General features: G+C 61.2%; 14 protein-coding genes. 5 read left to right on the top strand and 9 right to left on the bottom strand.

From position 1 onward, the window contains the following. Positions 1–13: 13 nt before the first annotated feature. The 9 genes from Q1Y33_RS06590 to Q1Y33_RS06550 all read right to left on the bottom strand — a co-directional run bounded on the left by Q1Y33_RS06590 (position 14) and on the right by Q1Y33_RS06550 (position 15,312). Positions 14–1,963, bottom strand: a complete 1,950-nt coding sequence (locus tag Q1Y33_RS06590; RefSeq protein ID WP_300798949.1) for a PIG-L family deacetylase — start codon at positions 1,961–1,963, stop codon at positions 14–16. Beyond that, entirely contained in the window at positions 1,960–2,607 is a 648-nt protein-coding gene (locus Q1Y33_RS06585) for a carbohydrate-binding family 9-like protein (RefSeq protein WP_300798948.1), read from the bottom strand. Before Q1Y33_RS06585 ends, Q1Y33_RS06590 begins: the two co-directional genes overlap by 4 nt. A gap of 12 nt (positions 2,608–2,619) precedes the next feature. After that, complete coding sequence (locus Q1Y33_RS06580; protein ID WP_300798947.1) at positions 2,620–3,717, bottom strand: aminoglycoside phosphotransferase family protein; 1,098 nt, start codon at positions 3,715–3,717, stop codon at positions 2,620–2,622. Between the two features lie 154 nt (positions 3,718–3,871). Then, positions 3,872–5,980 carry a fimbrillin family protein gene (locus Q1Y33_RS06575; protein WP_300798946.1) on the bottom strand — a complete coding sequence of 703 codons (2,109 nt, stop codon included), beginning with the start codon at positions 5,978–5,980 and terminating at the stop codon, positions 3,872–3,874. Between the two features lie 12 nt (positions 5,981–5,992). Further along, on the bottom strand, positions 5,993–6,178 hold the full coding sequence (locus Q1Y33_RS06570) for a hypothetical protein (protein WP_300798945.1): 186 nt from the start codon (positions 6,176–6,178) through the stop codon (positions 5,993–5,995). Positions 6,179–6,294: 116 nt separating this feature from the next. After that, complete coding sequence (locus Q1Y33_RS06565; protein ID WP_300798944.1) at positions 6,295–7,296, bottom strand: DUF5017 domain-containing protein; 1,002 nt, start codon at positions 7,294–7,296, stop codon at positions 6,295–6,297. A gap of 23 nt (positions 7,297–7,319) precedes the next feature. Continuing rightward, complete coding sequence (locus Q1Y33_RS06560) at positions 7,320–9,140, bottom strand: RagB/SusD family nutrient uptake outer membrane protein (RefSeq protein WP_300798943.1); 1,821 nt, start codon at positions 9,138–9,140, stop codon at positions 7,320–7,322. Between the two features lie 27 nt (positions 9,141–9,167). Continuing rightward, positions 9,168–12,323, bottom strand: a complete 3,156-nt coding sequence (locus Q1Y33_RS06555) for a TonB-dependent receptor (protein ID WP_300798942.1) — start codon at positions 12,321–12,323, stop codon at positions 9,168–9,170. A gap of 37 nt (positions 12,324–12,360) precedes the next feature. Continuing rightward, on the bottom strand, positions 12,361–15,312 hold the full coding sequence (locus Q1Y33_RS06550; protein ID WP_300798941.1) for a chondroitinase family polysaccharide lyase: 2,952 nt from the start codon (positions 15,310–15,312) through the stop codon (positions 12,361–12,363). A gap of 345 nt (positions 15,313–15,657) precedes the next feature. Here Q1Y33_RS06550 and Q1Y33_RS06545 point away from each other — a divergent pair, with 345 nt between their 5' ends. The 5 genes from Q1Y33_RS06545 to Q1Y33_RS06525 are packed head-to-tail and all read left to right on the top strand — an operon-like array spanning position 15,658 to position 26,487. Further along, complete coding sequence (locus Q1Y33_RS06545) at positions 15,658–16,890, top strand: glycoside hydrolase family 88 protein (protein WP_300798940.1); 1,233 nt, start codon at positions 15,658–15,660, stop codon at positions 16,888–16,890. 42 nt (positions 16,891–16,932) lie between these two features. After that, positions 16,933–19,968: a chondroitinase family polysaccharide lyase gene (locus tag Q1Y33_RS06540; RefSeq protein ID WP_300798939.1), complete on the top strand. Its 3,036-nt coding sequence runs from the start codon at positions 16,933–16,935 to the stop codon at positions 19,966–19,968. A gap of 4 nt (positions 19,969–19,972) precedes the next feature. Continuing rightward, entirely contained in the window at positions 19,973–21,508 is a 1,536-nt protein-coding gene (locus tag Q1Y33_RS06535; RefSeq protein ID WP_300798938.1) for a sulfatase, read from the top strand. A gap of 15 nt (positions 21,509–21,523) precedes the next feature. Continuing rightward, positions 21,524–24,157, top strand: a complete 2,634-nt coding sequence (locus Q1Y33_RS06530) for a DUF4955 domain-containing protein (RefSeq protein ID WP_300798937.1) — start codon at positions 21,524–21,526, stop codon at positions 24,155–24,157. Between the two features lie 23 nt (positions 24,158–24,180). Further along, positions 24,181–26,487 (top strand): PL29 family lyase N-terminal domain-containing protein, encoded by a 2,307-nt coding sequence (locus tag Q1Y33_RS06525; protein WP_300798936.1) that lies wholly within the window; start codon positions 24,181–24,183, stop codon positions 26,485–26,487. Positions 26,488–26,678: the final 191 nt, after the last annotated feature.

Genomic DNA, 26,678 nt, shown 5'->3' with positions numbered 1-26,678 from the left:
AGGGTTATGGGTGTCAGAACATTCTTACGAAGACCTCGATGGCCTGGTATTCCGCCATGCCGAGCTGGTCGTAGAGCTTGGCCGTATTCTGCGTGCGCTCCTCGGCGCGCTGCCAGAACTCGCGCGGGTCGCTGCCCGGGAAGGGCATGATGTCCTTCTGCGAGAGGTGGCGGTAGATGGCGTGGCGCTTCTTGATGAGCTCGTCGGGCGACAGGGGCACGGCCATGTCCACCATGCCGAGGTCCCACTCCATCCAGGCTCCGCGGTAGAGCCACAGGTGGCACTCCTTGAACCAGTCGTCCTCCTTGACCACCTCCAGGGCGTTGAGCACGGCCTCCATGCAGGTGCGGTGCGTGCCGTGCGGGTCTGCCAGGTCGCCCGCGGCGTAGATCTGGTGCGGCTTGATCTGGCGCAGCAGGTCGACGATGATCTGCGTATCCTTCTCCGTGAGCTGCCCCTTCTTGATGCCGCCCGTCTCGTAGAAGGGCAGGTTGAGGAAGTGTGCGTTCGTGTCGGGGTTCAGACCGAACGAGCGCACGGCGGCGCGTGCCTCGGCGCGGCGGATCGAGCCCTTCAGGTCGAGCAGCGCACGCGGCTCCGGCTCGCCCTTCTTCTTGCCGGCGATGATCTTCTCGGCCTCGGCGAAGTGGTCTCCGTAGCCCAGTTCGCGTGCCGTGTCGATGTTCTGGAGCACGACATCGTCGTGTACGGCGACGTTGCCCGACGTCTCGTAGGCGACGTGCACGTCGTGGCCCTGCTGTACGAGGCGGATGAACGTGCCGCCCATCGAGATGACGTCGTCATCGGGGTGGGGCGAGAAGATCACCACGCGCTTCGGGAACGGCGTCGACGGCACGGGGCGCGTCGAGTCGTCGGCATTGGGCTTGCCGCCCGGCCAGCCCGAGATCGTGTGCTGCAGGTCGTTGAAGACGTCGATGTTGATCTGGTCGAACGTGCGGCCCTGTTCGAGCAGCTCGCCGAGCGAATTCTCGATATAGTCCTTGTAGGTGAGCTTCAGGATGGGCTTCTTCACCTCGCCGCAGAGCCAGACAACGGCCTTGCGGATGAATTTCGGCGTCCAGTTGCAGGGGCCGACCTTCCACGGTGTCTGCTCGCGCGTGAGCAGCTGCGCGGCGTTCTCGTCGATGATGACCTCGATGTTGGGATGTGCCTGCAGGTAGGAGGCGGGCACCTGGCCCGTGATGTCGCCCTCGACGACCTTCTGCACGATGCGGGCCTTCTCCTCGCCCCAGGCCATCAGGACGATGCGGTCGGCGCGCATGATTGTGTCGATGCCCATCGTGATGGCCATCTTCGGCGTGTTCTCCAGCCCGAAGAAGGCGCTCGACTGCACCTTGCGGGTGTTGTGCGTGAGCTGCACGAGGCGCGTGCGCGACTTGACGTAGGAGCCCGGCTCGTTGAACCCGATCTGTCCGTCCTCGCCCACGCCGATGATCATCAGGTCGATGTGGCGTGCGGCGTGGTCATACGAGGCGCAGTACTCCGAAATCCGGTCGTTGGAGACCGACCCGTCGGGAATGTGGACATTCTCGGGCAGGATGTCGATGTGGTTGAGGAACTCCTCGTGGATGCGGAAGTTGCGGCTCTGCTGCTCGGTCGACTTGATGGGGTAGAACTCGTCGAGACTGAAGACCTCGACGTTGCGGAAGCTCACCAGACCGGCCTGGTAGCGCTTGACCAGCTCGCGGTAGAGACCCAGGGGCGTGCGTCCGGTCGTCAGACCCAGCACGAACGGCTGCGACTCCTCGTAGACTTCGTTCGAGCAGTGGATTTCGTTGTACGTGCGGATTGCCTTGACAATCATGTCGGCGACGTACTGCACACCATTGTACTCGTTTTCGTAGACCCGCGTATGAATCTTCTCATAGCGGTGGATGATGTCGCGCGGGGCCGATTCCGCAATCAGACCTCCGTCTTTGGGAAGTGAATACTTGTTGTTCATAATATGTTTGAGAATTTGACACGTTCGAAAAATTCGGGACGGTGGAAGTCGGGCTTCTCCGTCGCGACGGGCCTCCACGAAAGGAAGTGGGGGTGCGAAAGGTTGTCTCCGCACTTGTAGAGGTTCATGCGCGCCTCAAGGCCGTCCCATGTCTTCAGGTCGTGGCGGAAGAGCGCCTGCGGCGGGATGGCCAGGGTCAGCGACCAGCGGTTGTCGCCCTCGCGTTCGGCAAAGGGCTCGGCGGGCAGCGTCGTGCAGCGCCGCACCGAAGCCATCACCGCCGCGTCGGCATGCACGGCATTGGCGTGCGTCTTGCGGAACCCCAGCAGCATGCGGCCGATGCAGGTGGTCTCGAAGTTGTAGTAGCCGCGGTCGTCGAGCTCGAGGAAGAACTCGACGCACGAGTCGGTCCACACCTCGCCGTTGTCTTCGGTGACGCGGGCCGCCGTGTAGCGCTCCTCTACGTCGAAGCGCAACCAGAGCAGGTCGCCCGTGTGGAACATGCGGAATGCGACCTTCGGGGCATAGGGGTATTGTTCCGGCCAGTTGCAGCAGGCGATCGGTAGGGCCTCGATGCCGTCGAACGCCTGTTCCACGGCCGCCATGTCGTCGGGCGTCGGGCCCGTCACTTTGCGTATCTCCATCGTATGCGGTCGTTATCTGTATTTGTCGGCCGTTTCGCGGACGATGCGGCACATCTCCGGATACTGCTCCTCCATGCTGCGCAGCAGCTTGTACTGCGCGTGCGTGCGCACGAGGTTGTGCTCCGGGTATTTGATCTTGTAGTAGGTGTCGCCGTCGAGGTAGTCCATCAGGAAGCGCAGCACCTGCTCATAGGTGATGTAGCGGGCCGAGAAGGCCAAGTGGTCGATCTCCGCCGGGCAGAGCTGTGCGGCGCGCTGCGAGAGGTAGCCGTCCGTGTAGGCGGCGAACATCTCGAGCGAGAGGCTCACGCGCGACAGATCGCGGTCGTCCTCGTCACCCGTGTTGGCGTAGGAGCGGATGGCGTCGCCGAAGTCGTTGAGCGACGTGGAGTTCATCACCGTGTCGAGGTCGATGGCGCAGAGCACCTGTCCCTCCTTGTTGAAGAGGATGTTGTTGATCTTCGTGTCGTTGTGTGTCACACGCGTGGGGATTGTCCCGTCTTCGACCTTCGACCAGAAGGCGAGCATCTCCTCGCGGCGCGATTCGATCCATCCGATCTCCTCCGCAAGGTCCTTTTTGCGGCCTGCGGCGTCGCGCGCCAGCGCCTCTTCCCACTGCACGAAGCGGTGGCGGATGTTGTGGAATCCCTTGATTGTCTCGGCCAGCGGCTCGGTGAAGTCCGCAAGCTGGGCCTGGAACTTGCCGATGCCCTCGCCACCCTTGCGGGCCAGTTCGGCCGTGTCGGCCTTGTTGTAGGCGATCGTATCGGCGATGAAGACCGTGACGGCCCAGTATTCGCCCTGCTCGTCCAGATAGCAGAGGGCGCCGTCGTGCGTCGGGACGACGGTCATCACCTCGCGCAGGGGGTCGCCGCCTGCCGCGACGACACGGCGGCGGATGTGCTCCGTGACCTTGCGGATGTTCTCCATCATGGCGGGCACGTCGGGGAAGACGCTGCGGTTCTTGCGCTGGAGAATGTAGTCCGGGGCATTGCCCTCGGTGCGGACGATGAACGTGTCGTTGATGAATCCGTCTCCGAGCGAGTCTACGGAGGCGATTGGACCGTCCAGAGCGAACTGGGACGCTATTTTCAGTAATTCGGGTTTCATAGAGGCGTGTTGGTTTCGGTTTTGTGAATTTGGTTTACAGCAATCCAAAGTTACGGAAAAGAACGCAGAACTGCAACGGGATATTGCGAAAAAACCCGCTTTTCGCAAAGAAAAGCGGGTTTTTGACAGGCATGTTTGATTTGTGCGGGACAAATCAGTAGAGCAGCGTTGATCCGTATCCGTCATAGGCGGGACTTACCTTGAAGATGCCGTTTGCGGGGTCGTACTCCGACAGCGGGCTGTCCTGCTTTTGCGGATAGGTCTGCTTTACCGGATAATACGGAGCCGGAATAGCTCCTGATCCGTCGAAGTATAACTTCCATCCGTTGGTTCCGTATACAGCATTCCCTTCTCTGTCAAGGTTGATACTCGGCCACGGACCATTGGTATTGTAGTCATGTGTTACGCGCATGATGGAGACATATTTCTTTGCTTCCGAATAGAGCATATTTCCCGTAAATTCGACGGAGCCGATTTGATCTACCATGAAGTATGCTGAACCCATGCCGGCCGGGTTGCTGGCACCGGAACTAAAACTAATTAAGTCGATAAAAGTATTGTTCTTGCAGGTGATGTTCAGGTTGGCCAATGAATACGATGCCGCGTCAGCTTCCCAGTATCGTTGATACAGAATGGATACTGCTGTCTTTACATTGCTTCCTTGGGTCGAGTAGAATACGTTATTTTCGAGTACCAATGTTTTGAAGCCCGCAAGGCCGCTTTTAAGGAAGTTTTTATCGTTGTTCCCATGAAGTTTTATGAGGGCGTAATAGCCTTCAGTTCCAGCCTCGTAACGCAGCCTACAGTTGCGGAAGATGATGTTCTCGATATACGACCCCTCCTTCGTGGAACTGTAAGGTGCGACGATGCTTTTGTTGTTACCGAAGGTGATGTCGCAATCCTCGAAAATCAGCGTCTTGGCGCCACCTGTGTCGTTAGACATGGTGAATAACTGTGCCTGGGAGCCCTCCCGCATGTCGATATCGAGATTCTTGAAGGCGTAGATGCCACTTTCCCTGTTGCGCAGGTGGAACTGGGTTTGTAGTACAAGTTTGGTTTTGTGGTCTGCATGACGGCCAATAAAAATCGCACTATTCTCCCGGTAGGTGTGACTTCCACTATTTGCCGCTTCGATGTAGAACGAGTTGTCGGGATTCCCTCCATCGCCGAGGAAATAGACGAGGGTCGTGGAACTTAAGCTGAGTGCAGTATTGGGCGCATCTGCTGTCTTATTCGTTCTGCTCTCCGAATTTTTGCTGTAGATTTCCCCATTGATCTCAACACCTTCCTCGTAATAGTCTTGCGGAACAGCTGCGGTTGTAGTAGTGATGTTGGTATTGTTGGCCGGCTGGAAGTTGAGCGTGTTGATGCCGCTGGCCTTGAAGTCAAGCGCAACCTGCTCGTTGAACGTCTGCGTGATTGTCTGTGCCGAAGTCCGTACCTCGATGGTCAGTCCGTTGAATGCGACGGGGTTGACGACAAACCATACGTCGAATGTGCCGTCGGCGTTGAACGCCTCGCCGTCGGTGCCGTAGTCGGCCGTTACCGAGTTGGACGGCTCCGTGAAGTTGAAAGTCGTCGCATCGTATGCCTCCTCGATTTTTACCTCGGCTGTTCCGGCCAGCTCGGTGCCTTCCGGTGCCGTGATCGTTACCGAGCGAATCTTTTCTCCTTCGGCTAGCGTGATATCACCGGTGAATTCCGAGCGGTTGATCTTCAGCCGGAAGAAGGTGAAGAGACGCTTGAATACCACCTCGTTCAGAACGGGCGACGTGTTGCCACCGGCGGGACCAGTGACCGGTTGGCTGACCAGAATATCCTGTGACGCATCGAACGTCGTCGCCGTCGGGTGCTGAACGGGGTTCAGCGTGACGGTCGGAGTGGTCCGATAGGGGGAGTTGTTGTACTTGTAGGGGGATACGAATACATAGGTGTATGCCTCGACCCCAGAGATCGCATCGTGCGTTACCGTGATCGTAGCGGGTGATCCCGGTGTGCGGGTTGCGACAGTTACATTGCTGGCATTTTTGTTCTGAACGGCATCCCATACGTAGGCGCCCAGCTTTTCGTTGTTCGTAAAGCCGATTTGCCCGTTTTCATAGGCCGTGCGGGTATCATGGGCCGAGTAGACAGTCTCATCGACGGGGAAAGTGCGGGTGATGGTGCGCGTGGCGGGTACCGATGGCTCCGTGTTGTCCACCGAGCAGGATGCCAGCATCATCAGGACGGCAGCCGTACTGCCGTAAAGCAGAATCTTTTTCATGGTTGCCTTGTTTTAATATGAACCGTAAATGTCGTCCATGTTGTATTCGTCGTCGACGATCGGGTCGTAGTCCCAGTCTTTGCCGGTTGCGGCGAATCCTCTTTCGACTGCTGCGTCGAGCACTTCGACGCGCGGCGTCTCATACGGGAGAACGGAATTTTCCTCTCCCTTTGATGCGGGGGTCGTTGTTCTTTTCATAAGGTTGCAGTTTTTAAGATTATAATAAGTTGTCGGGTTGTCTTTCCCTTCGGGCTGGAAACCGACAAATCCGTCCGGAAATTTCCCGGGCGGATTTGTGCTGTGGTTGTCCGTCTCTATTCGAGCCGGTCGACGACCGTGAAGGTCACTTCGTAGGTCTTGATGCCCGATTCTCCCTGATAGTTGCCCGTACCTACGAGGAACGTCGCCGTGTAGGTGCCCGGCGTATCGTAGGTGTACGAGTAGCTCGGTACGTCGTCCGTCACGCCCTTGATGCTCTGCCCCGTGTCGGGCGAGATGCTGTTCAGGGCGATCGGCTGCGTGAAGGCCCACTGTTCAATCTGGTCCATTGCGCCGGCGCTGAAGCCCTGGAAGACGATGTTCGCGGCGCTGTTCGAGCCCGGTTCGCCCTGAAGTTTCAGGTTGCCGTTGCCCGATACGTTGTGGATGTAGGGATCGTCGGCATGCTGCGGTGCCAGCGAGAAGGTGATGAACTTCATCGACGAGTAGGGGTACTCCTGCGTGTCGTAGCCCTTCAGCTTGACCGTGACCGACGGATTGATGCGGTAGGTGCGCATGGCCGTGCCGGGCTCCTGGTACAGGTGCAGGCCGAACGAGAAGTTGTCGGCATACTCGGTGATGTCGTAGGTGTAGGTCTCGAAGGTGTTGGACTTGTTGGGCGTGTACTCCAGCACCTCCCAGTCGGCATAGTTGCTTTGGGCGATGGCCTCGACAATCGGCCGGTCGGCCTCCGCGTCGTTGCCCGAGAGCCCCTGGAACTTGTTGCCGACAATCATGTCGAGGTTGCTCACCTCGGCATTGCCGCCGTACTGCTGGCTGATCTCGATCGTCAGCTCGCACGACTCGATGTCTTCGAGCGCCACCTTCGAGCGGTCGCGGTATTTGTATTCGTGTCCCGTGTCGCCGTTCCATACCGTGATGTAGTCGGCGTTGCCTTCGAAGTTGAAGACCACGGGATCGCCCACCCGGTAGGTGTTCGTCGGCGCCAGCCGCACCGCGAACTCCAGCGGTTCGTAGATCTCTTCGTGCTCGCAGGAGGTTGCGCCCGCCGTCAGGGCCAGTGCGGCTGCGAGGTATGCGATTCGTTTCGTTTTCATGATGTGTAGGACGGTTGTGCGTTTTACCATAAGGGGTTCTGTTGGAGTGCGTGGTTCACGGCCAGCTCCTTGGTCGGAATCGGCAGGTAGATGTGCCGCTCGGAGACGTTGGCATAGTTCCCGGCCGCATAGTCCGTGATGGTCTTGTTCAGGTACATCGACTCCGTCGGAACGTTCGTCCCGGCCATGTGCATGCGCTCGACGAAGATGCCCCAGCGGATCAGGTCCCACTTGCGGAGCCCCTCGAACGCCAGTTCGCGGGCCCGTTCGTTGCGCACGAGCTGGCGGAACGACTGCTGGTTGCCCATCTGGCTCTCGTCGGTCGAGATGCCGGCGCGGCGACGGATTTCGCGGATTGCCTCCTTGGCCTGCTCGTCCGGAGCTCCGGCGTATTCGTTGACCGCCTCGGCATACATCAGCAGCACGTCCGAGTAGCGCAGAATCGGGAAGTTGATCGTCGTGTAGAGGCTCTTGGCCGACATCTGGTTCTCGTAGACCGTCTCGCGACGCCACTTGCCGGCATTGCGCACGGCGCACATGATCGTCGGATCGTAGACGAGGTCCGCCGGGTCGAAGGCATTTTCGACGCTCATGTCGAGCCCCTCGATTTCGGGCATGGCGAAGTTGTTTTTGTAGAGCCACGGGGTCTTGTGCATGCTCTGGTCCTGCTTGAGCACCGCCGTGACGGTTTCGTTGCCGCGCTTGTAGGAGATCTGCTGGTTGTTCAGGCCGCGGTAGTTGTAGCCCGGAAGGTTCCACAGCAGGCGTTTGTCGATGACCTCCGTGCTCGAAGCCTCGTCCGAGGTGCGGTCCTCCGACCAGTAGAGCTGCCAGAGGGTGTACGAGCCGTTGTAGTACCCGTAGGAGTAGTTGCAGGCCCACTCCGAGTAGTTGGTCGTGCCCGACTGCGACTTCAGGCCGATCAGGTCGCCGATGCGGCCGTTGGTCCAGTTCGTCGAGCTCGTGCGGTCACCGAGGAACTCGGCCTCCCACATCGACTCGTGGAACTCCGTGTCGTACTGGTCCTTGATCATGTTGATGAAGACCTGGTCATAGCTCTCGTTCAGGTGATGCTTCTGCGAGGCGATCACCTCGTTGGCCCAATAGGCGGCCTTACCGTACATCTCCTGTTTCGTGAGCCCCTCGACCTCGTCGACCGTCTCGCCGGCCATGAAGAGGTAGATGCGGGCCAGGATACCCTCCGCTACGGTCCGGTTGACGCGCGAGGGGGTGTGCTCGACGCTCTCGTCGAGGTCGTAGACGATGGCCTCGATCTCGTCGACGCACCACTTGAGCACCTTCTCCTGCGGCGTGGCGGCGATCTGCACGTTTACCGGGTTGGGCGACGTGGCGGCCGCATCGCGCAGGGGGACGTCACCCCACGCCTGGGCCAGCAGGAAGTGGTAGAAGGCTCGCAGGAAACGCGCTTCGGCAAGATAGGTCTTGATGTCCGTCGTGAGCTCCTCGGGGTCGAATTCCGATTTCCCGACCTCATCCATATACTCGTTGGCGTTCTTGATGCCCTCGTAGAGTTTCAGCCACGTCTCGTAGATGACGGCCGTGCCGGCGCTGTGGTTGTAGCGGTCGGGGCGCGTTTCGCCGTTGTTGTAGTTGTTGAAGTAGCAGAGGTCGTCCGGATTGGCGATCTGCAGCGAATAGTAGCTGCCGTAGAGCTCCTCGCTGTTCAGCGCTCCGTAGACGCCCGCCAGGCCGTATTTCAGCCTGGTCTCGTTCGTGTAGTAACCGTCGCTGGGGATGATCTGCGGTTCGGTGTCGAGAAAGGTGCATGCCGTGAGTACCGTTCCGAGCAGCGCCAGCGTTCCCAGTTTGTATATGTTTTTCATTTTCATGGCGTAATGAGCGATTGTACTTTAGAATGAGATGTTTACGCCGGCCGTGAAACCATAGGCGCGGGGATAGGCCGACCAGTCGAATCCGGGGGTCAGCACCGAGTTGCGGGTCGAAACCTCGGGATCGGGGCCGCTGTAGTTGGTCAGCGTCCAGATGTTGTCGGCCGAGACGTAGATGCGCAGCGAGCTGATGCCGGCCTTGCGGATGCCGCGTCCGCCGAAGGAGTAGCCCAGCGAGACGTTCTTCAGCCGCAGGAACGAGCCGTCCTCGATGATGCGCGACGAGTATTCCTCGTTGCCGGTGGCGTTCGTGCGCGGGATGTTCGAGGTGGGGTTCTCGGGGGTCCAGCGGTCGGCGAACGAGGCCAGCTGGTTGGTCTGGCTCTTGTAGCCCGACTCGAAGATCAGCCGGTTGGCGTTCAGGATGTCGTTTCCGTAGCTCCACGTGAAGAAGATGTTGAGGTCAAAGTTCTTCCACGTGAACGTGTTGCCGAAGCCGCCCGTATGCAGGGGCTGTCCGCAGCCGATGATCGTGCGGTCGTAGTCGTCGATCTTGCCGTCGCCGTTCATGTCGCGGTAGCGCAGGTCGCCCGGCTGGGCCTTGTTGCCCTTGTAGCTCGGAATGCCGTCGAGGAGATTGCCGTCCGCGTCGAAGTCCTCGGGCTTGTAGGTTCCCTCGTAGATGAAGCCGTACATCATGCCCGTCGGCTTGCCCACCTGCGAGATGTAGGGGAACTGCGAGTTGAAGCGCGTATCCCAGGTCACGGCCGTCTGCAGCGTGTTCTGCCCGTCGACGAGCGCGAGGATGCGGTTGCGGTTGAAGGCGATGTTGAACGAGGTCGACCACTGGAACTGGCGGGTCTTGATGTTCACCGTCTCGAGCGTGAACTCGAAGCCGCGGTTGCGAATCTTGCCGATGTTGAGCATGCCCTGTTCGTATCCCGACGAACCCGGCAGCAGGGCGTAGAGCAGCAGGTCGTGCGTCACCTTGTCGTACCAGTCGGCCGTGACCTTGAGGCGGTCGTCGAAGAAGCCCAGGTCGATACCGACGTTCCACTGCTCGGTGGTCTCCCACTTGAGCTTCTCGTTGGCCATGTTCGAGACGTAGTAGCCCGGGACGCGCTCGCCGTCGAATACGTAGTCGAGCGAACCGCTCGAACCGGGATTGACGGTGATCTGCTGGTAAAAGTCGTAGGGCGTCTGCGTGCGGTTGTTACCCGTCAGACCCCACGAGAAGCGGAGCTTGCCGTTGTTGAGCCATTCGGAGTTCTTGAGCAGGTTCTCGCGGTTGAAGTTCCACGATGCACCCACCGAGGGGAAGTAGCCCCAGCGGTTGTCGGTCGGGAACTTCGACGAACCGTCGGCGCGGAACGAGAAGGTGAGGTAGTATTTGTAGCGGAAGTTGTAGTTCGCACGCAGGAACATCGACATCATGCGCCAGTCGTAGTAGTTGCTCTGCACCTTCTGGTAGTTTCCCGTGTGGATGCCGGCGATGCCGAGCTCCTCGGAGGTGATTTGCGTGGCCGACACGCCGTCGTAGGTGTAGTTCTGGCCCTGGAACGACAGACCCGCCATGAGGTCGACGTTGTGGTTGCGGCCGAAGCGGCGCTTGTAGTTGAGCGTGTTCTCGTTGCTCCAGCTCGACTGGTCGGTCCAGTAGATGGAGCCGTTGACGCCCTTGCCGCTCGGCGAACCCGGATAGCCGGTGTAGGTCTCGCTGCCGTTGAACTCCTCGCGGCGGCGCTTGTTGAGCACGTAGCCGCCCGTGGTCTTGAACGTCAACTCGGGGGTGATCTTCCACGTCAGCGCGATGTTCGAATTGAGGTAGTCGACCAGCGTCTTGCGGTATTCGTTCTTGGCCGTCTTCACGGGGTTGAAACGGTAGTCGTTCGAGCCGTCAACCGCCTCGTCGAGCATCGAGTCGAGGATGTCCTGTCCGGGAGGCGTCACGGGACGGTAGCCCCAGACCGAGTACATCAGCCAGCCCGACGACGAGGAGGTCGTCTGTGCCGTGGTGGGGTTCACGCCGTTGGTCGCCGTGCGCGAATAGTTGGCATTGACGTTGAGCGTCAGTTTTTTCGAGATGGGCAGCGTAAAGTTGGCCTTGCCCTGGTAGCGCTGGAAGTTCGAGCGGATGATGATACCGTCCTGGTCCAGAGCCGAGAAGCCGACGTTGTAGCGCAACCCCTCCTTGTTGCCGCCCGAGAGCGAGACGTTGTAGTTCTGCTGGTAGGCCGTGCGGTAGAGCTTGTCCTGCCAGTCGATGGCCTCGATATTGCGGTAGTCGTCCAGCGTGAGGTTGCGGCCCAGCTCCTCGCTGTAGCTGTAGTAGCTGTTCTCCATCGTCGATGCGGCAATCAGCTCCTCCTGCAGGCGTACGAACTCGTAGGAGTCCATCAGGTCGACTTTGTTGGCAATCCGGTTGAGCGAGAACGAGGCGCTGAAGTTCACCGTGGGCTTGCCCTCCTTGCCTCGCTTGGTGTTGATGACGATGACACCGTTGGCGCCGCGGGCTCCGTAGATGGCCGTGGCTGAGGCGTCCTTCAGCACGTCGATCGACTCGATGTCGGCGGGGTTGATTGACGTGGCGAACGACCCTTCGGAGGGGAATCCGTCGATGATGTAGAGCGGGGCGTTGCTCTGCGTGAGGGAGTTGTTGCCTCGGATGGTGATGTTGGCCTCGGCACCGAGCGAACCGTCGCCCGTGGTGACGACGACGCCCGCGATGCGGCCGCTCAACGCCTGGTCGAAGTTCGTGACGTTGGCCTTCATCATCGTTCCCAGGTCGGCCTTGGCGACCGAACCGGTCAGGTCGCGGCGCGTGGTGGTGCCGTAACCGATGTTGACAATCTCCACGGCGCCGAGCTGTGTGGCCTCCTCGGCCATCTTGACGTTGATGGCCGTGCGTTTGCCGACGGGCTGCTCGACGGTCGTGTAGCCGAGGTAGGAGAAGATCAGCGTCTGGTTTTCGCCGACCTTGATGGTGTAATTGCCGTCGATTCCCGTGGTCGTACCGGTTGTCGTTCCCTTGACTACGACATTCACACCGATTAGCGGCACGTCGTTCGTGTCGACCACACGTCCGACTACGGTGTTCTGCGCGAAGAGACCTCCCGGCAGGAACACCGCGAGCGTCAGCAACGCTGCCGCAGCCATTCGTTTGAGAGTTTTTTTCATAAAGTAATATTAGAGTAGGTTGTGGGGTAGAATGGAGTTATTTCTTTCTGAGATGGAATTCCACGGGCTGGCCGTGACGGCACGTCACCTTCAGCAGCGTGCCCGTGCCGGCCGGTGCGGTTTCGACGGCAGGGTTCTCCGCGGTGAGCTCCCATGCGCCGTCGAGCGTCACCTCCTTGAGCAGGGGCTGGCTCTCCTGCGGTGTCGTGTAGGCTTTCTGCGTGATGCCGAGGTCGGGCGTGCATACGCTCATGACCACTGTGCCGTCGTCCGTCGTGCGCTCCATGACGATTGTCTCGGCCGTCACGCTGCGGACGAACCCGTCGCCCGCATACTCCTCGAAGCAGACGTAGCCGGTGATTCCCGTCGGAAGGTCCTTGACGACGTGGGCCTGGTTGTCGCGCCGCACGACCTGGTACTCGTCCTTCTTGAGCAGGCGGTTGATCTCCTTGTTCGAGGGCTGGACGTAGACGACGTATTCGTATCCGGCCTGTTTCGGGGCCCGTCCGTGGTCGATGTAGGCCGTGACGAAGTTGCCCTTCTTCAGCTGGCGGGTCTTGTCGTTCGGGGCGCTCTGCTCCTGTTTGAGGACGTGGAGCGTCCCGTCGTTCTTCACCACGTAGAAGTTGCCTTTCGTGTCCGACAGCGCGATGCGTCCGCTGTTCGGGGTGACGTGGAGCGGGAAGTCGGTGTAGAACTCGCCGGCGACCTCGATCTGCTCGCCCGGATCGGTGAGTTGCAACTGGAAGAGCGTCGTCTCGGTGGGGTAGACGCTGTTGTCGTTGTCGATGCCGCTGCCGAGGAAGACCATGCGGTTGTCGAAGCAGAAGACCGACTTGCGGGCCGTGGCGCCGGGCGTGAAGTTCTTGTAGTCGCGTTCGACGAACTGGAAGGCCAGGATGCCGTTGCGGCCTTCGAGCGACGAGGCGCCCGAGAAGCGTTCGGGGTTACGCTCCATGAGCGTGCCGGGGCGCGGGCTGTCGAGTTCCTCCCAGGGCAGGTGGATTGTCGTGGCGCCCGGCATGCGGTTCCAGTCCCAACCCTCCTGCACGAAGCCGCTTGCGGCGGCCGTCACGGGCGATCCCGATCCGATGATCGGGGCGGTGCCGTAGCTCTGGTAGCGTCCGTAGCGGTTGTCGCGCGTATAGATTTCCGAGCACCAGACGTCGGAGTTGTAGGCCTTGAGCGTCACCATCCAGTCGCCGCGGCGGTGGATGCCCAGCGCACCGTAATTGAAGACGAAGAAGCCCGAGGGGGTGGGGCCTTCGGAGATGCCCTCCTTCTTGAAGCGGGAGTTGAGCTGTTTGTCCGTGCCCTTGAGCCGCAGGTAGGCGCCCGCCAGTTCGGGATCGACCCCCTTGCCGCTGCCCGTCAGGTCGCCCAGCGCGGCCAGGTAGCCGAAGGCGTTGACGTCGGCGTCGGGGATGCGGCCGTTCTTGTTCAGGGGGTGGCGTCCGGCGATGCCGATGCCCCAGTCGCGCAGGTTGGTGTAGCGGTCCATGGTCAGCAGGGCCAGCTTGAAGATGCGGCGCGCATGCTCCGTGGGGACGAAATCGGTTCCCTCGACCGCCTTGCAGTAGTAGCCGAGCATGGCGAACGCACCGGTCGAATAGGCCGGGTAGAGACCGCCGTGGTGGAAGGTCGTGCCGTCGACCTTGATGCCGCCGATGGTGCCGGGCGTGATGTCGAGACTGCCCGACAGCCACCGCGAAAGGCACTTCATGGCGCGGTACTGTTCGGCCTCGGTCGGCTGCATCAGGGTGCTGATGAGCTTCGGCATGAGCAGCGTATGCCATGAGTCGAGCAGTTCGTCGCGGCCGTAGACATAGGGTTTGCGCGTCTCCGAGAGACCGCTCCAGTAGGTCAGCGTGCGCACGTATTCGTCGGTCATGCCGCGTGCGGCGATTTCGTCGCGCATGAGCCACATGGCGTCGTAAATCTTGCGCACGTTGTAGCCGTAGTGGTGGTTCGTGCCGTTGCCGTGTCCGAAGGCGAAGCCCTGGTCGATGGCGTGGTCCATGACCAGGAAGAAGTCGTCGTCGTATTTCCTGTCCTTGTTGATGTAGTTGTTCAGCGCGAAGGCGTTGAGCATGTTTTCGATGTCGTCGAGCCGCAGTTCGCCCTTCGGACGGTTGCACTCGTCGTTCGAGAGCAGCGGGGCGCCGACCACGCCGCCGTCGGCCGTGCGGCGGATGGCGGCCGATTCAAAGGTCTTCAGCGCCCGCGGGATAATCGTGCCGTTGATGTAGTTCGTGCTCGACATGTTGGCCTCGACGATGGCGTCGATGCGCGACTTCACCAGGTCGAGCTGCTTTTTCTGCTCGGGGGTGAGCTCCTGCAGCGGCTCGTCGTACTCGTACTGCTCCCACTCCCACAGACGCGCCCAGTGCCACAGGTTGCGGCTGAGGTTGCAGTTGTTGTCGGGAATCTGCTGGTCGGGGGTGATCTGGTCGTGGAGCTTCGTCCGGGCGAAGGTCAGTCGGTCGATGAACAGTTCGCCGCTCGGAACGCCTTCGGGGGTGGAGATTGTCATGCGCGAAATCTGCTGCGAGGCGTGGTCGCCCGGCATGTCGTTGTACTTGATCCAGCAGGCGCGCCAGCCCTTGAAGTCGAGGTGGAAGTCGAAATGGTAGGGGATGTCGCCCGTGGGGGTTTCGAAGGCGAAGTGCAGGTCGGCATCGACCGGGGTGGGGTTGTAAATCCAGAGCATGATGCCGGCACCCTTGACGCGGAACGAGCTGATCAAATCCGCGAAATCGATATACTGAAGCGTCGAGGGGGCGCTCCAGCTCCAGTGCAACGATTTTTTCCCGTCCTTGTAACGGAGTTCACTCAGTTCGAGCCTGCTGTCCGCGCCGCAAACGAACGCCTTGGGTATCTCGGTTTCGAAGTTGATTTTGGCATCGATAGCGGCATGCGCATGCTGGCTCCCGCACAACGACAGAAGGGCCAACACGGCTGATGCACCGTATGATAGAAGCTTGTTCATAAGATGAAATTTATCCAAAAATAAGGAAAAGAATTGGATTACCAAAATTTGCGGAGAGAATTTGGAAAAAATTTATTTTCGGGCAGAAAAAATCGTTAAAAGATGGCGTAAGTCTCGAAATTATTTTATCTTTGTCCTCAAAGTCCGAACGGATTTGCCGGGAACCTGAACGAAAAGGATGCGTCTCGGGGCTTTTTTCGTATCGTTTCCGGTCCGTTTCGGTGCCCGTATCCGGCTTGCGGAAGCGCGATTGCCTGTCTGGGGCCTCCCTGCGGCACCCGCACGCCTGCTTCGTGTGGCCGGACATGTTGAAAACAATATTTATTAAATATTTTAAAAAAAAGTATGACAAGAACCGAACTTAAATCCGTTTTTTCGAAATGTGCGGCGGCCCTGCTTCTGGCAGGCGGTGTCGCTTCGTGTGCGCAGGCGCCCGGACGAGCGCCGATCATCGACGAGAACGTGGCCGTGGCCGTGCAGCAAATCGGTATGCTGGCCGATTCGAGCGAGACGGGCGGCGTAATCCGCATTCCGTCGACCTACAAGAACGGACAGATTGCCTATGTCCCGACGGATGACTGGGTGAGCGGCTTTTTCGCCGGCACGCTCTGGTACATGTACGAGCTGACGGGTGACGAGGCGTGGGCTGCGCGTGCGCAGAAACATACCGAAGTCCTCGACTCGATTCAGTACCTCCAGTGGCACCACGACGTGGGCTTCATGATTTACGACAGCTACGGCAACGGCCTGCGGCTGAAGAATATCCCCGGCTACCGCGAGGTGATCGTCCAGACGGCCAAGTCGCTCGCGACGCGTTTCCGCGAGGTGCCGGGCGTCATCCAGTCGTGGGATGCCGACCGCGGCTGGCAGGGCGAGCGCGGCTGGCAGTGCCCGGTCATCATCGACAACATGATGAACCTCGAGCTGATGTTCAAGGCTTCGGAGTTCTCGGGTGACAGCACCTTCCGCCACATCGCCGTGAGCCACGCCGACCGCACGATGAAGGAGCACTTCCGCGACGACTACAGCTGCTACCACGTCGTGGACTACGACCTCACGGACGGACACGTCCGCGGCCGCTGCACGGCGCAGGGCTATGCCGACGATTCGGCCTGGGCCCGCGGTCAGGCATGGGCCGTCTACGGCTTTACGGTCTGCTACCGCTTCACGGGCGACAAGCGCTACCTGGACCATGCGGAGAAGGTGGCCGACTTCATGCTCAACGACGAGAACATGCCCGCCGACCTGGTGCCCTACTGGGACTACGACGCGCCGAACATCCCCGACGAACCGCGCGACGCCTCGACGGCCGCCATCATCGCCTCGGCGTTCTATGAGATGTATACCTATACGCAGAATGCGCTCTACCGCGAAAAGGCCGACAAGATTATCGAGTCGCTCTCGTCGCCGGCCTACCGCGCTCCGGTGGGTGAGAACGGCGGCTTCCTGCTGATGCACTCCGTGGGCAGCATCCCGCACGGCAGCAACATCGACGTGCCTCTGAACTACGCCGACTACTACTTCCTCGAGGCGTTGATCCGCAAGGCCCATGTCGACAAGGGCGAACCGCTCTTTTAGTCCTGCGCGCAACTCCCGAAACCCCATTGAACCGAATCTACGATGCGCAGACTGTTCTTTTTCGCTTTAGCGTCGATGTGGCTCGCCGGCGCCTCGGCCCAGACGGCCGGGGAGGTTGCCGATGCGCGGATTCTCTCCTTCGAGGAGTCCGCGGCGCCCTTTGAGGCTTCGCTCGGTTCGACGCTCTCACTCTCGGCCGACCATTACAAGCACGGCAGCCGTTCCGTCTGCTGGCAGTGGTCGCAGCCGGGTGCGCAGGTGCGGATTGCGGCCCCCGTGGAGTACCTCTCCCGAAACCCCAATCCGCGCGAAACCTCCGTCTCCTCGTTCATCTTCTGGGTCTATGCCCCGCAGACGCTGGAGGGGTCGCTCCGCTTCGAGTTCCGCAAGCAGGGACGCACCTGCGCGTGGTTCGACTACGGGCTGGGCTTCACCGGCTGGCGTGGCGCCTGGGTGGCTTTCGACCGCGACATGCAGGGAACACCCGAGGAGGGCATGGACGAGGTGGTCGTGACCGTCGAGGGGGCTCCGGCCGGAGAACTCTTCTTCGACCACTGGATCCTCGCCTCGTTCCAGGACGTGCGGCACCATACGGCCGATTTCCAGGCTCCGTTCATCAATGCCGCAACGACGATGCACTGGCTCGTGCTGCTGCAGTCGTGGCGCAATCCGATGCCCGAAGCCGCGGCGTCGATCGGTGACGACGAGCGGCGCGATATGGCCACCGTCGAGGCGCGCCTGCGCGAGCTGCTGCTCGAGGGGCGCAAGCCGCTGCCGCTGGAGAGCCTGCGGCAGCAGTTCGCTGCATACGGCATCACGGAGAATGCCGACGGCACGCTGCACGGCAAGCCCGTATGGTTCGTGCGCTATGCCGAGACCTACATCAACCTCGGACACACGGAGGTTGCCAAACTCTACAACGCGAACCGCCAGACGCTGCGCGGCTGCAACGATTTCCTCTTCCAGCTGGCCGTGGCCTGGAATGCCGCCCCGGAGGGGTCGGCCGAACGCGAGGAGCTGGCACGGATGTACGTGCTGCTGACGCGTCACCTGCTCGACCAGGGCTTCGCCGCCGGCAGTGCACAGGGTACGTTGCACCACCTCGGCTACAGCATGCGCAACTTCTATACGGCGCCGGTCATCATGCGCGACGTGTTGCGCCGTGCCGGACTGGAGCACGACGTGCAGCAGGCCATGGAGTGGTTCTCGGGCGTGGGCGAGGTGAAACTCCCGCCCGAGGTGCCCGGCATGGACATCGATGCCTTCAACACGTCGCTCATCGGCCGGCTGGCGAGCATCGTGATGCTGCCCGACACCCCCGCGAAGGCGGCCTATCTGGAGGCCTTCTCCCGCTGGGTGGACAACGGCTACAAGGTGACCGAGGGCACGTCGCCCTGCTTCAAGAGCGACGGCACGGTCTTCCACCACCGCCACCACTATCCGGCCTATGCCGTCGACGGTTTCAGCGGCGGTGCGGTGAATGCCGTGTGGCTGCTCTCGAAGACGCGCTTCGCCGTAAGTCCCGAGAGCCACGCCGTGCTGAAACGCGCGCTGCTCGAGATGCGCTTCTACTGCAACCTGCGGTCCTTCCCGCTGGCCCTCTCGGGCCGCCATCCTGACGGTCGCGGTGCGCTCGTGCCGTGGCACTATGCGCGCCTTGCCGTGGCCGGATCGCCCGACGGCAGTCAGGAGATCGACCCGGAGCTGGCGGCCGCCTACCTGCGGCTGGCCGAGGGTGCGGATGACTACACGCGCCGTTTCGGACAGGCCGGCATCAAGGCCGAACCTTCGCCCGAAGGGACGCACGTTTACGGATACAACGCCTCGCTTTCGCACCGGCGCGGCGACTGGCTCGTGACCGTCGCCGGCCACAGCCGCTACGTCTGGTCGGCGGAAATCTACCAGGGGGCCAACCACTACGGGCGTTACCTGACGCACGGCAGCGTGCAGCTGCTCGGCGACGGTGACCCCGTGAGCGCCTTCGGCAGCGGATTCCGCCAGGAGGGGTGGGACTGGTGCCACATCCCCGGCACGACGGCCCTGGCGATCCCGATGGAGCGCATGAAAGCCGACATCCGCAACGTGGACACCTTCTCCGGATACGAGGAGATGCTGCTCTCGGACGAGACGTTCGTCGGCGGCGTGAGCCTCGGCGGCCGCAACGGACTCTATGCCATGCGGCTCCACGACCACGACAAGTACAACGGCACGCTCCGGGCGCAGAAGAGTGTCTTCCTTGTCGACAACCGCATCGTCTGCCTCGGCTCGGACATCGAGAACGCGGCCGAGGGGGGCGTGCACACGACGCTCTTCCAGAACTATTTGGAGCACGAGTCCGATCCGATTGTCGTCGACGGCACCGAAGTGAGCGCCTTCCCCTACGGGGCGGAGCTGTCGGGCGGTGTTGTCCTGCGCGACAACCTGCGCAACCTCTACGTCGTGCCGCAGGGTCGGGTGCATGTGGCCAAGAGCCTCCAGCACTCGCTGCACGAGGAGACCGACGCGCCGACCGAGAACAATTTTGCCACGGCATGGATTGACCACGGCGACGGCGAGGTCTCGGGAGGCGGCTACGAATACCTGATGGTCGTGCATGCCACGGACGACGAGGCGGCCCGCTATGCCCGCCGCCTGCCCTATGAGGTGGTGCGCTGCGACTCGGCGGCACACATCGTGCGCGATATCCCGACCGGTATCGAGGCCTATGCCCTGTTCCGTGCGGGCAAAGTCGGCGAAGGCCGTCTCGTGGAGGTGTCGCTGCCCTCGCTGGTGATGATCGACGAGCGCAGGGACGGCATGACGGTCGCCGTGGCCGATCCCGACCTGCGTTATTATGAAGGCCCGAGCGACGAGAAGTTCGACGCCGACGGCAAGCGCATCGAGCGGAGCATCTATTCGCGTTCGTGGATCGACGATCCGTCGATTGCCTCCGAGGTGCGTGTGACGCTCCGGGGCCGCTGGCAGGCCGAGGGCGAACCGGACGGCGTGCGGGTCGAGACCGGACGCAAGAATACCGTACTGACCTTCACGTGCCGCGAGGGTGCGACGCGCGAGGTACGACTGACTGAAAAGAGATAAGACGATGAAACTGGACAGAGTGATTCCCTTTGCGGGGCTTGCGCTGGCGGCCTGCGGGTCGTCGGCGCCCGAGCGCCCGAACGTGATCTACGTGTTTCCCGATCAGTACCGCAATGCGTCGCTGGGCTTCTGGAGCGATCCGGCCTATGCCGAGCAGGTGGCGTGGCGCGGCGATCCGGTTGTGACTCCCAATCTGGACCGCTTTGCCGGCGAGTCCGTCGTGTTGAGCGAGGCCGTGAGCAACTGCCCCGTGAGCAGCCCCCACCGCGGCATGCTCCTTTCGGGCATGTATCCCGAGCGCAACGGCGTCGTGCTGAACTGCATGTCGGAGCGTCCCGAGAGTACGCTGCGTGAGGATGCCGAATGCATCGGCGACGTCTTCTCCGCTGCGGGCTACGACTGCGCCTACATCGGCAAGCTGCACGTGGACCATCCGACGAAGAACAATCCCCAGCGCCCGGGTACCTACGTGAGCGACACCGTGCCTGAATGGGATGCCTACACGCCGCCCGAGCGGCGTCACGGCTTCAACTACTGGTACTCCTACGGCACCTACGACGTCCACAAGCATCCCCACTACTGGGATACGGAGGGCAACCGCCACGACGTGGACGAATGGTCGCCGCAGCACGAGGTCTCGAAGGCGATCGCCTACATCGAGAACCGCGGCGGCGAGCGCGACGGCAGCAAGCCTTTCTTCATGATGCTCGGCATCAACCCGCCCCATTCGCCCTACGCCTCGACCGACGACTGCGACCTGGAGGGGTATGAGCTCTACAAGGACAAGACGCTCGGCGAGCTGCTCGTGCGCGACAATGCCGACACGACGATGGCCAAGGCGGCCGCGGCGCGCTACTATTTCGCCAACGTGAGCGGCATCGACCGGGAGTTCGGCCGGCTGCTCGAGGCGCTCGACCGCGAGGGGCTGACCGACAACACGATCGTCGTCTTCGCCTCGGACCACGGCGAGACGATGACCAGCCACTCGGTCACCGACCCGAAGAACTCGATCTGGCGCGAGTCGCTCAACATCCCCTTCGTCGTGCGCTATCCCGGGCGGATCGCGCACCGCGTGGATGACCTGTTGCTCTCGTCGCCCGACATCATGCCGACGCTGCTCGGTCTGGCGGGGCTTGCCGACCGCATCCCGGCGAGTGTCGAGGGGCGCGACTTCTCGGCCGTGCTGCGCAACGACGCCGTGCAGCCCGAGCGGCCGCGTGCGGCCCTCTACCTGCGCAACCTCGACGGGGAGCGCGATGCCGAAGGCATGGTGCGCGGCTTCTTCCCGCAGGCCCGCGGCCTGAAGACCCTGACGCACACGATGGAGCTGCAGATCGACCGCAGCGGCGCCCTGGAGCGCGTGCTGCTCTACGACGACGTGAACGATCCCTACCAGCTGCATTCGCTGCAGCCCGCGGAGCATCCCGAGCTGTTCGCCTCGCTCTGCCGCGAACTGGCGGTATTGCTGCGCGACTGCGACGACGTGTGGTTCCGCGAACGGGTGCTGGCCGAGGTGGTTCCTTACGATACGGAAAACTAATTCACAGATGAATATATGAACAGGTTGTTTTTATGGATTGCGGCGCTTTCGGCCTTCGTGCTGCAATCGTGTGAGAATACCGATGGCATTCACGACGAGATCGAGAGCCTGCGCGACCGGGTGGCCGCGCTGGAGTCCCGCGTCAGCGAGGTGAATACCAGCATCGAGGCGCTCCATAAGCTGATGGACGAGTCGACGGTGATTGTCGGGGTCACGCCCGACGAGAAAGGCTATGTGCTCGAATTGAGCGACGGCAGCAAGTACCTCGTCATCGAGGGCGAGCGGCTCGACGCCCTGGTGCCCCTGATGGATATCGACGACGAGGGCTACTGGATCGTGAGCCTCGACGGCGGTGAGACCTTCAACCGCCTGCAGGTCGACGGCAAGGATGTGCCCGCATGGCCCGTTGCGGACGGGGAGCATGCCGAGAACGCCTCGGGTATTACGCCCAGGCTGCGCGTGGCGGCCGACGGCACGTGGGAGGTGAGCCTCGACGGCGGGATTACCTATGAACCCCTCCTGCAGAACGGCCAGCCGGTCAATGCCGCGGGCGACAACGTTTCGCTCGGCTACAGTTCGGTCTTCAAGTCGGTGAGCTACGATGAAGAGAGCGGCTTGCTCTCGATCGAGCTGCTTTCGGGGACGAAGCTGACCCTGCCCGTGTGCAACGACTTCGGCCTGACGGTCGTGGCCGGTGAGAACGAGAAGTTCTACCTCGGTGAGACCCGCTCGTTCGAGGTCGTGCAGTCGAACGTGGCCGAGGCCGTGATTCAGGCTCCCGAAGGGTGGCGTGCCGAACTGACCGAGACCGAACTGGTCGTGACGGCTCCGGCCGTGGCCCGTCAGGCCGAGGAGCAGGTGACGCTGTCGGTCGTCGTAACCTCTCCGAAGGGGTATCTGAAGATCGTGCCCGTGGAGATTACGCTGCTGAATCAGCGGCTCGATGCCAACGCTTGCGCGGCGTGGCGGAATTTCAAGGCCGGAAGCGACGATAATGTCCTGCTCGATTACTCCTATGCCGGTTACAAGCACGGCGAAGTGGCCCCTCCCGATGCCTGGGGGTTGGGCTACAAGGTCTACAACGTGCTCGACTACGGACTCGATCCTACGGGTGCGACCTCTTCGCGCGCCGCTTTCGTGAACCTGCTCACCGAGCTGAAGCTCACGGGCAAGAACGCTTCGGGCGGCAACCAGGCCAATGCCAACGCCCGGGCGGTGATCTACTTCCCCGAGGGTGACTACGTGCTGCACGACGAGACGGACGATACGCGGCGCGACACGCCGATCGTCAACGACGGCGAAGTGATCGAGTACAGCAGCTCGGACATCATCATCCTGGGCGGCAATTTCGTCATCAAGGGTGCCGGACGCGACAAGACGCGCCTGATCATGAAGACGAAGAACTATCCTGCGACGTCCGACCTCTGGTCGTCGCCCGTGATGATCAACATCAAGAACAACAGCAGCCGCATCGGCAACAACTATTCGGCGCTGACCTCCGTGACGGAGGATGCCGCGAAGGGGGCCTTCTCGGTGAAGGTCGCCTCGACGGCCGGCATCTCGGCCGGTGCATGGGTGATGCTCTACCTGCAGAACAACGATCCCGAGCTGGTGGCCAAGGAGCTTGCACCCAAGAGTGTGGACAAGCCTGCCATGACCGACATCCAGACCGTCTGCGTCTACGACTACCACCAGGTGGAGTCCGTCAGCGGCAATACGGTGACCTTCTGCGAACCGATCATGCACGAGGTCGAGGCGAAATACGGCTGGGAAATCCGCGAATTTCCCCATTATGAGAATGTCGGCATCGAGGACCTGACCTTCGTGGGCAATTCCAAGGAGAACTTCGGCCACCACGTGTCGTGGGAGGACGACGGCGCCTTCAAGCCGCTGAACATGATGCGCCTGACCAATTCGTGGCTGCGGCGCGTCGATTTCGTGAATGTCAGCGAGGCGATGACCTTCTCCTCGGCGGCCAACTGCTCGGCCTACGACATTACGATCTCGGGCAACCGCGGCCATTCGGGAGTCCGTTCTCAGGGCTCCTCGCGCATCTTCATCGGCAAGGTGATCGACCGCACGAGCGGCTACGAGTGCACGACGTCGAGCGGCCTGCCGGGCGGCACGTTCCTCGAGAATGCCGGCCAGTACCACGCTTCGGGCGTCTCGAACCAGTCGCTGGGCACCGTGCTGTGGAACAATACGTGGGGTGACGACGCTCTCTTCGAGTCGCACTCCAAGCAGCCGCGGGCCACGCTTGTGGACCGTTGTACGGGCGGTTTCGTGCAGTGGCGCTTCGGCGGCGACGTCTCGAACGTCCCCAACCACCTGCGCGACCTGACGCTCTGGAACCTCAATGCTACGCGGGCGAAGCATGACTTCGGCGGCGGGGTATTCAAATGGTGGCTCCCGAACAACGACTGGTGGAAGATCATGCCGCCGATCATCGTGGGCTTCCACGGCGCCGCCGTCAATTTCGGCGTCTATTCGGAGGCTGCCGGCGGATGGGCCGAATCCGAAACGAGCGACGAGCTGCAGACGCTCTACCTCGAAAGCAACGGTACGCCCGTCGAGCCGCAGTCGCTCTACGAAGCGCAGCTGCGCGAGCGGCTCGGCTACGTGCCTGCATGGCTCAATTCACTGAAATAAATAACAATACGCGATAAAACACTATGAAAAAGTATCTGATCCTGTTATTCGTTGCGCTGGCTGCCTCTTTCCAGTCGTGCGACAACAACGACGACCTGTGGGATGCGATCGACGACCTGAAGAGCCGTGTGCAGGCGCTTGAAACGCAGGTCGACGCACTCAACGGCAATATCGAGGCCCTGCAGGCACTCTACAGCGGAGCGACGATCTCCAAGGTTGAGGTCGTCGACGGCAAGTATGTGATTACGCTGACCAACGGCGAGGTCATCGAACTCGTGCAGGGCAGCGAGGCCGAGGCGGTCATCCCCGTGATCGGCATCGACGAGAACGGCATGTGGCAGGTGAGCTACGACGGCGGCAAGACCTTCACGTCGCTGGGCGTGAAGGCCGAGGCCGGGGACGGCGTGACGCCGCAGTTCCGTGTCGACGAGGCGACGGGCTACTGGCAGGTGAGCTACGACGGCGGCAAGACCTTCGACAACGTGCTCGACACGGCGGGCAATCCCGTCAGTGCGGTGGGTTCCAACGGCGTGACCGACAAGTTCTTCGACGAAGTTCGCGTCGAGGGCGACAACCTCTACATCAAGCTGCTCGACGGTCAGGAGCTACTCATTCCCATCCTGAAGGATTTTCTCTGTCAGATTGTCACCCCGACCGAGGGCGTGCAGGTCTTCGACGTGGGTGCGACCAAACGTTTTGAAGTGAAGGTGCGCGGCGTCGATCAGGCGATCGTGACGGCTCCCGAGGGTTGGACGGCCCGTCTGACCGAGGCCGTGGAGGAGGTTGCCGAACTGGTGGTGACGGCTCCGGGCGGCACGCGCGCAACGGCCAATTCGTCGCAGGATGTGGCCATCCTGGCCGTGTCGGGCAGCTATTCGTGCATCTCCAAGATTCAGGTCGAGTGCACGGGTGAGGCTCCCGTGGCTCCGACGGTGAGCGTGGCCAACTCCGAAAGCGTGGCTCCGACCACCTCGACGCTGACGTTCGACGTGACGGTTTCGGCCAATGCCGACGGCTGGAAGTACCTCTGCCTGAAGTCGACGGAGGAGGCTCCCGATGCCGACAAGGTGCTTCTGGAGGGTACGGCGGTTGTCGGTTCCTCCGTGACAGTCGAAGGCCTCGAGGCCGAGACGAGCTACACGATCTATGTGGTGGCCTATGTCGGCGAGCTCTTCAGCGAGGTGGCATCGGCAACCAATACGACGGAGGCCGTGGCTCTCGATCCGAACGACTATTACGTGTCGGGCGTCGAGATCGAAGGCGTGATCTACAACCAGGATTCGGAGAAGCTCAAGCTCGCGACCGCAACCGATCCCGAAACCGAGCTGGCATTGAGCAGTACGCTTTCGGTCTATTTCCTTGACGGCGGCGAGGCGAACAATGCGTTTGTCATCAGCACGGAGAACAACTACATGCAGGGGAATGCCGTCTTCATCGGCCGTTATGCGGACCGCAAGACCAAGCTCAACCTGAAAAACCAGTTCCACCTGCGCAACCGCGATGCCGTATTCGGCTTCAAGAATCTTGAGATCGACATGCGCAACGGCGCCAACTCGCAGCTCTTTACCATGACGAACGACGTGGGCGGTGCCAAGACGCTGATCTTCGAGGATTGCGACATCACCTTCGGAAACAACAAGAGTCTCTTTGCATCGTACAGTTCGACGAAGGAGGGTTCGTACATCGAGAACATCATCTTCCGCAACTGCAAGCTCCGCTACGAGCCGGCTTCGGAGACTTCCTATGCGCTCTTCAAGCTCACGGATCATCTCAAGAGCGGCCTTTCAAGCTTCAAGACGATGGTCTTCGAAAACAACGTGCTCTATTCGCGCATGGGTGAAAGCGTAAGTTCCGCCTTTACGCTGCTCTTCCAGGCGCACCAGGCTTCGCTTACGGGCTCGCTCTCTAACTTGAGCATCACCTGCACGAACAACACCTTCGTGGACTTGATCAGCTACGGCAGCGGCGCCTCCAACCCGGCCGGCATGGGTTCGGCCTACTTCCAGGTAGACCAGATCGGTTCGGTCCTCTTCTCGAAGAACGTGCTCTACGCTACGGCTGCGAAGTATGTCTCGATCATGCGTATGACCTATGACTACAATACGAACGGTCCGTGGCCGAGCATTGACCTCGACAAGTCGGGCAACATCGTTTACGGCACCAGCGGCTGGAAGATGTACTTCGACGGGTCGAACGCCCCGACTTCGTACTACCCCGAGAAGGGTACCTATTCGAAGAAGGCCGAGAGCCCGCTGTCGACGAACGATCCGGCAACCGGCACGTTTGTCGTGGCTCCCGAGTATGCGGGATACGGCGCAACGCTCGAATAGCCCCGAATGGCGATCTGAAAAAGGCTGTCCGCATTGCGGACAGCCTTTTTCTTTTGGAGCGTTGCGGGCGCATCCCGAAAGGAACCGCTGCCGGCCGTATGACGGGACGGCCGGGTGATGTGCCGGTCGTATGATGCGCCGGTCGGGCGACGAACGGGCATGCGGCAGAGCGAGACGGGCCGGTTGTGGCG

The organism is uncultured Alistipes sp. (genome assembly GCF_949296715.1).
Classification (GTDB): Bacteria; Bacteroidota; Bacteroidia; order Bacteroidales; family Rikenellaceae; genus Alistipes.
Note: the sequence above shows the minus strand (reverse complement) of the source record. Positions and strands in the feature narration are given on the sequence as shown.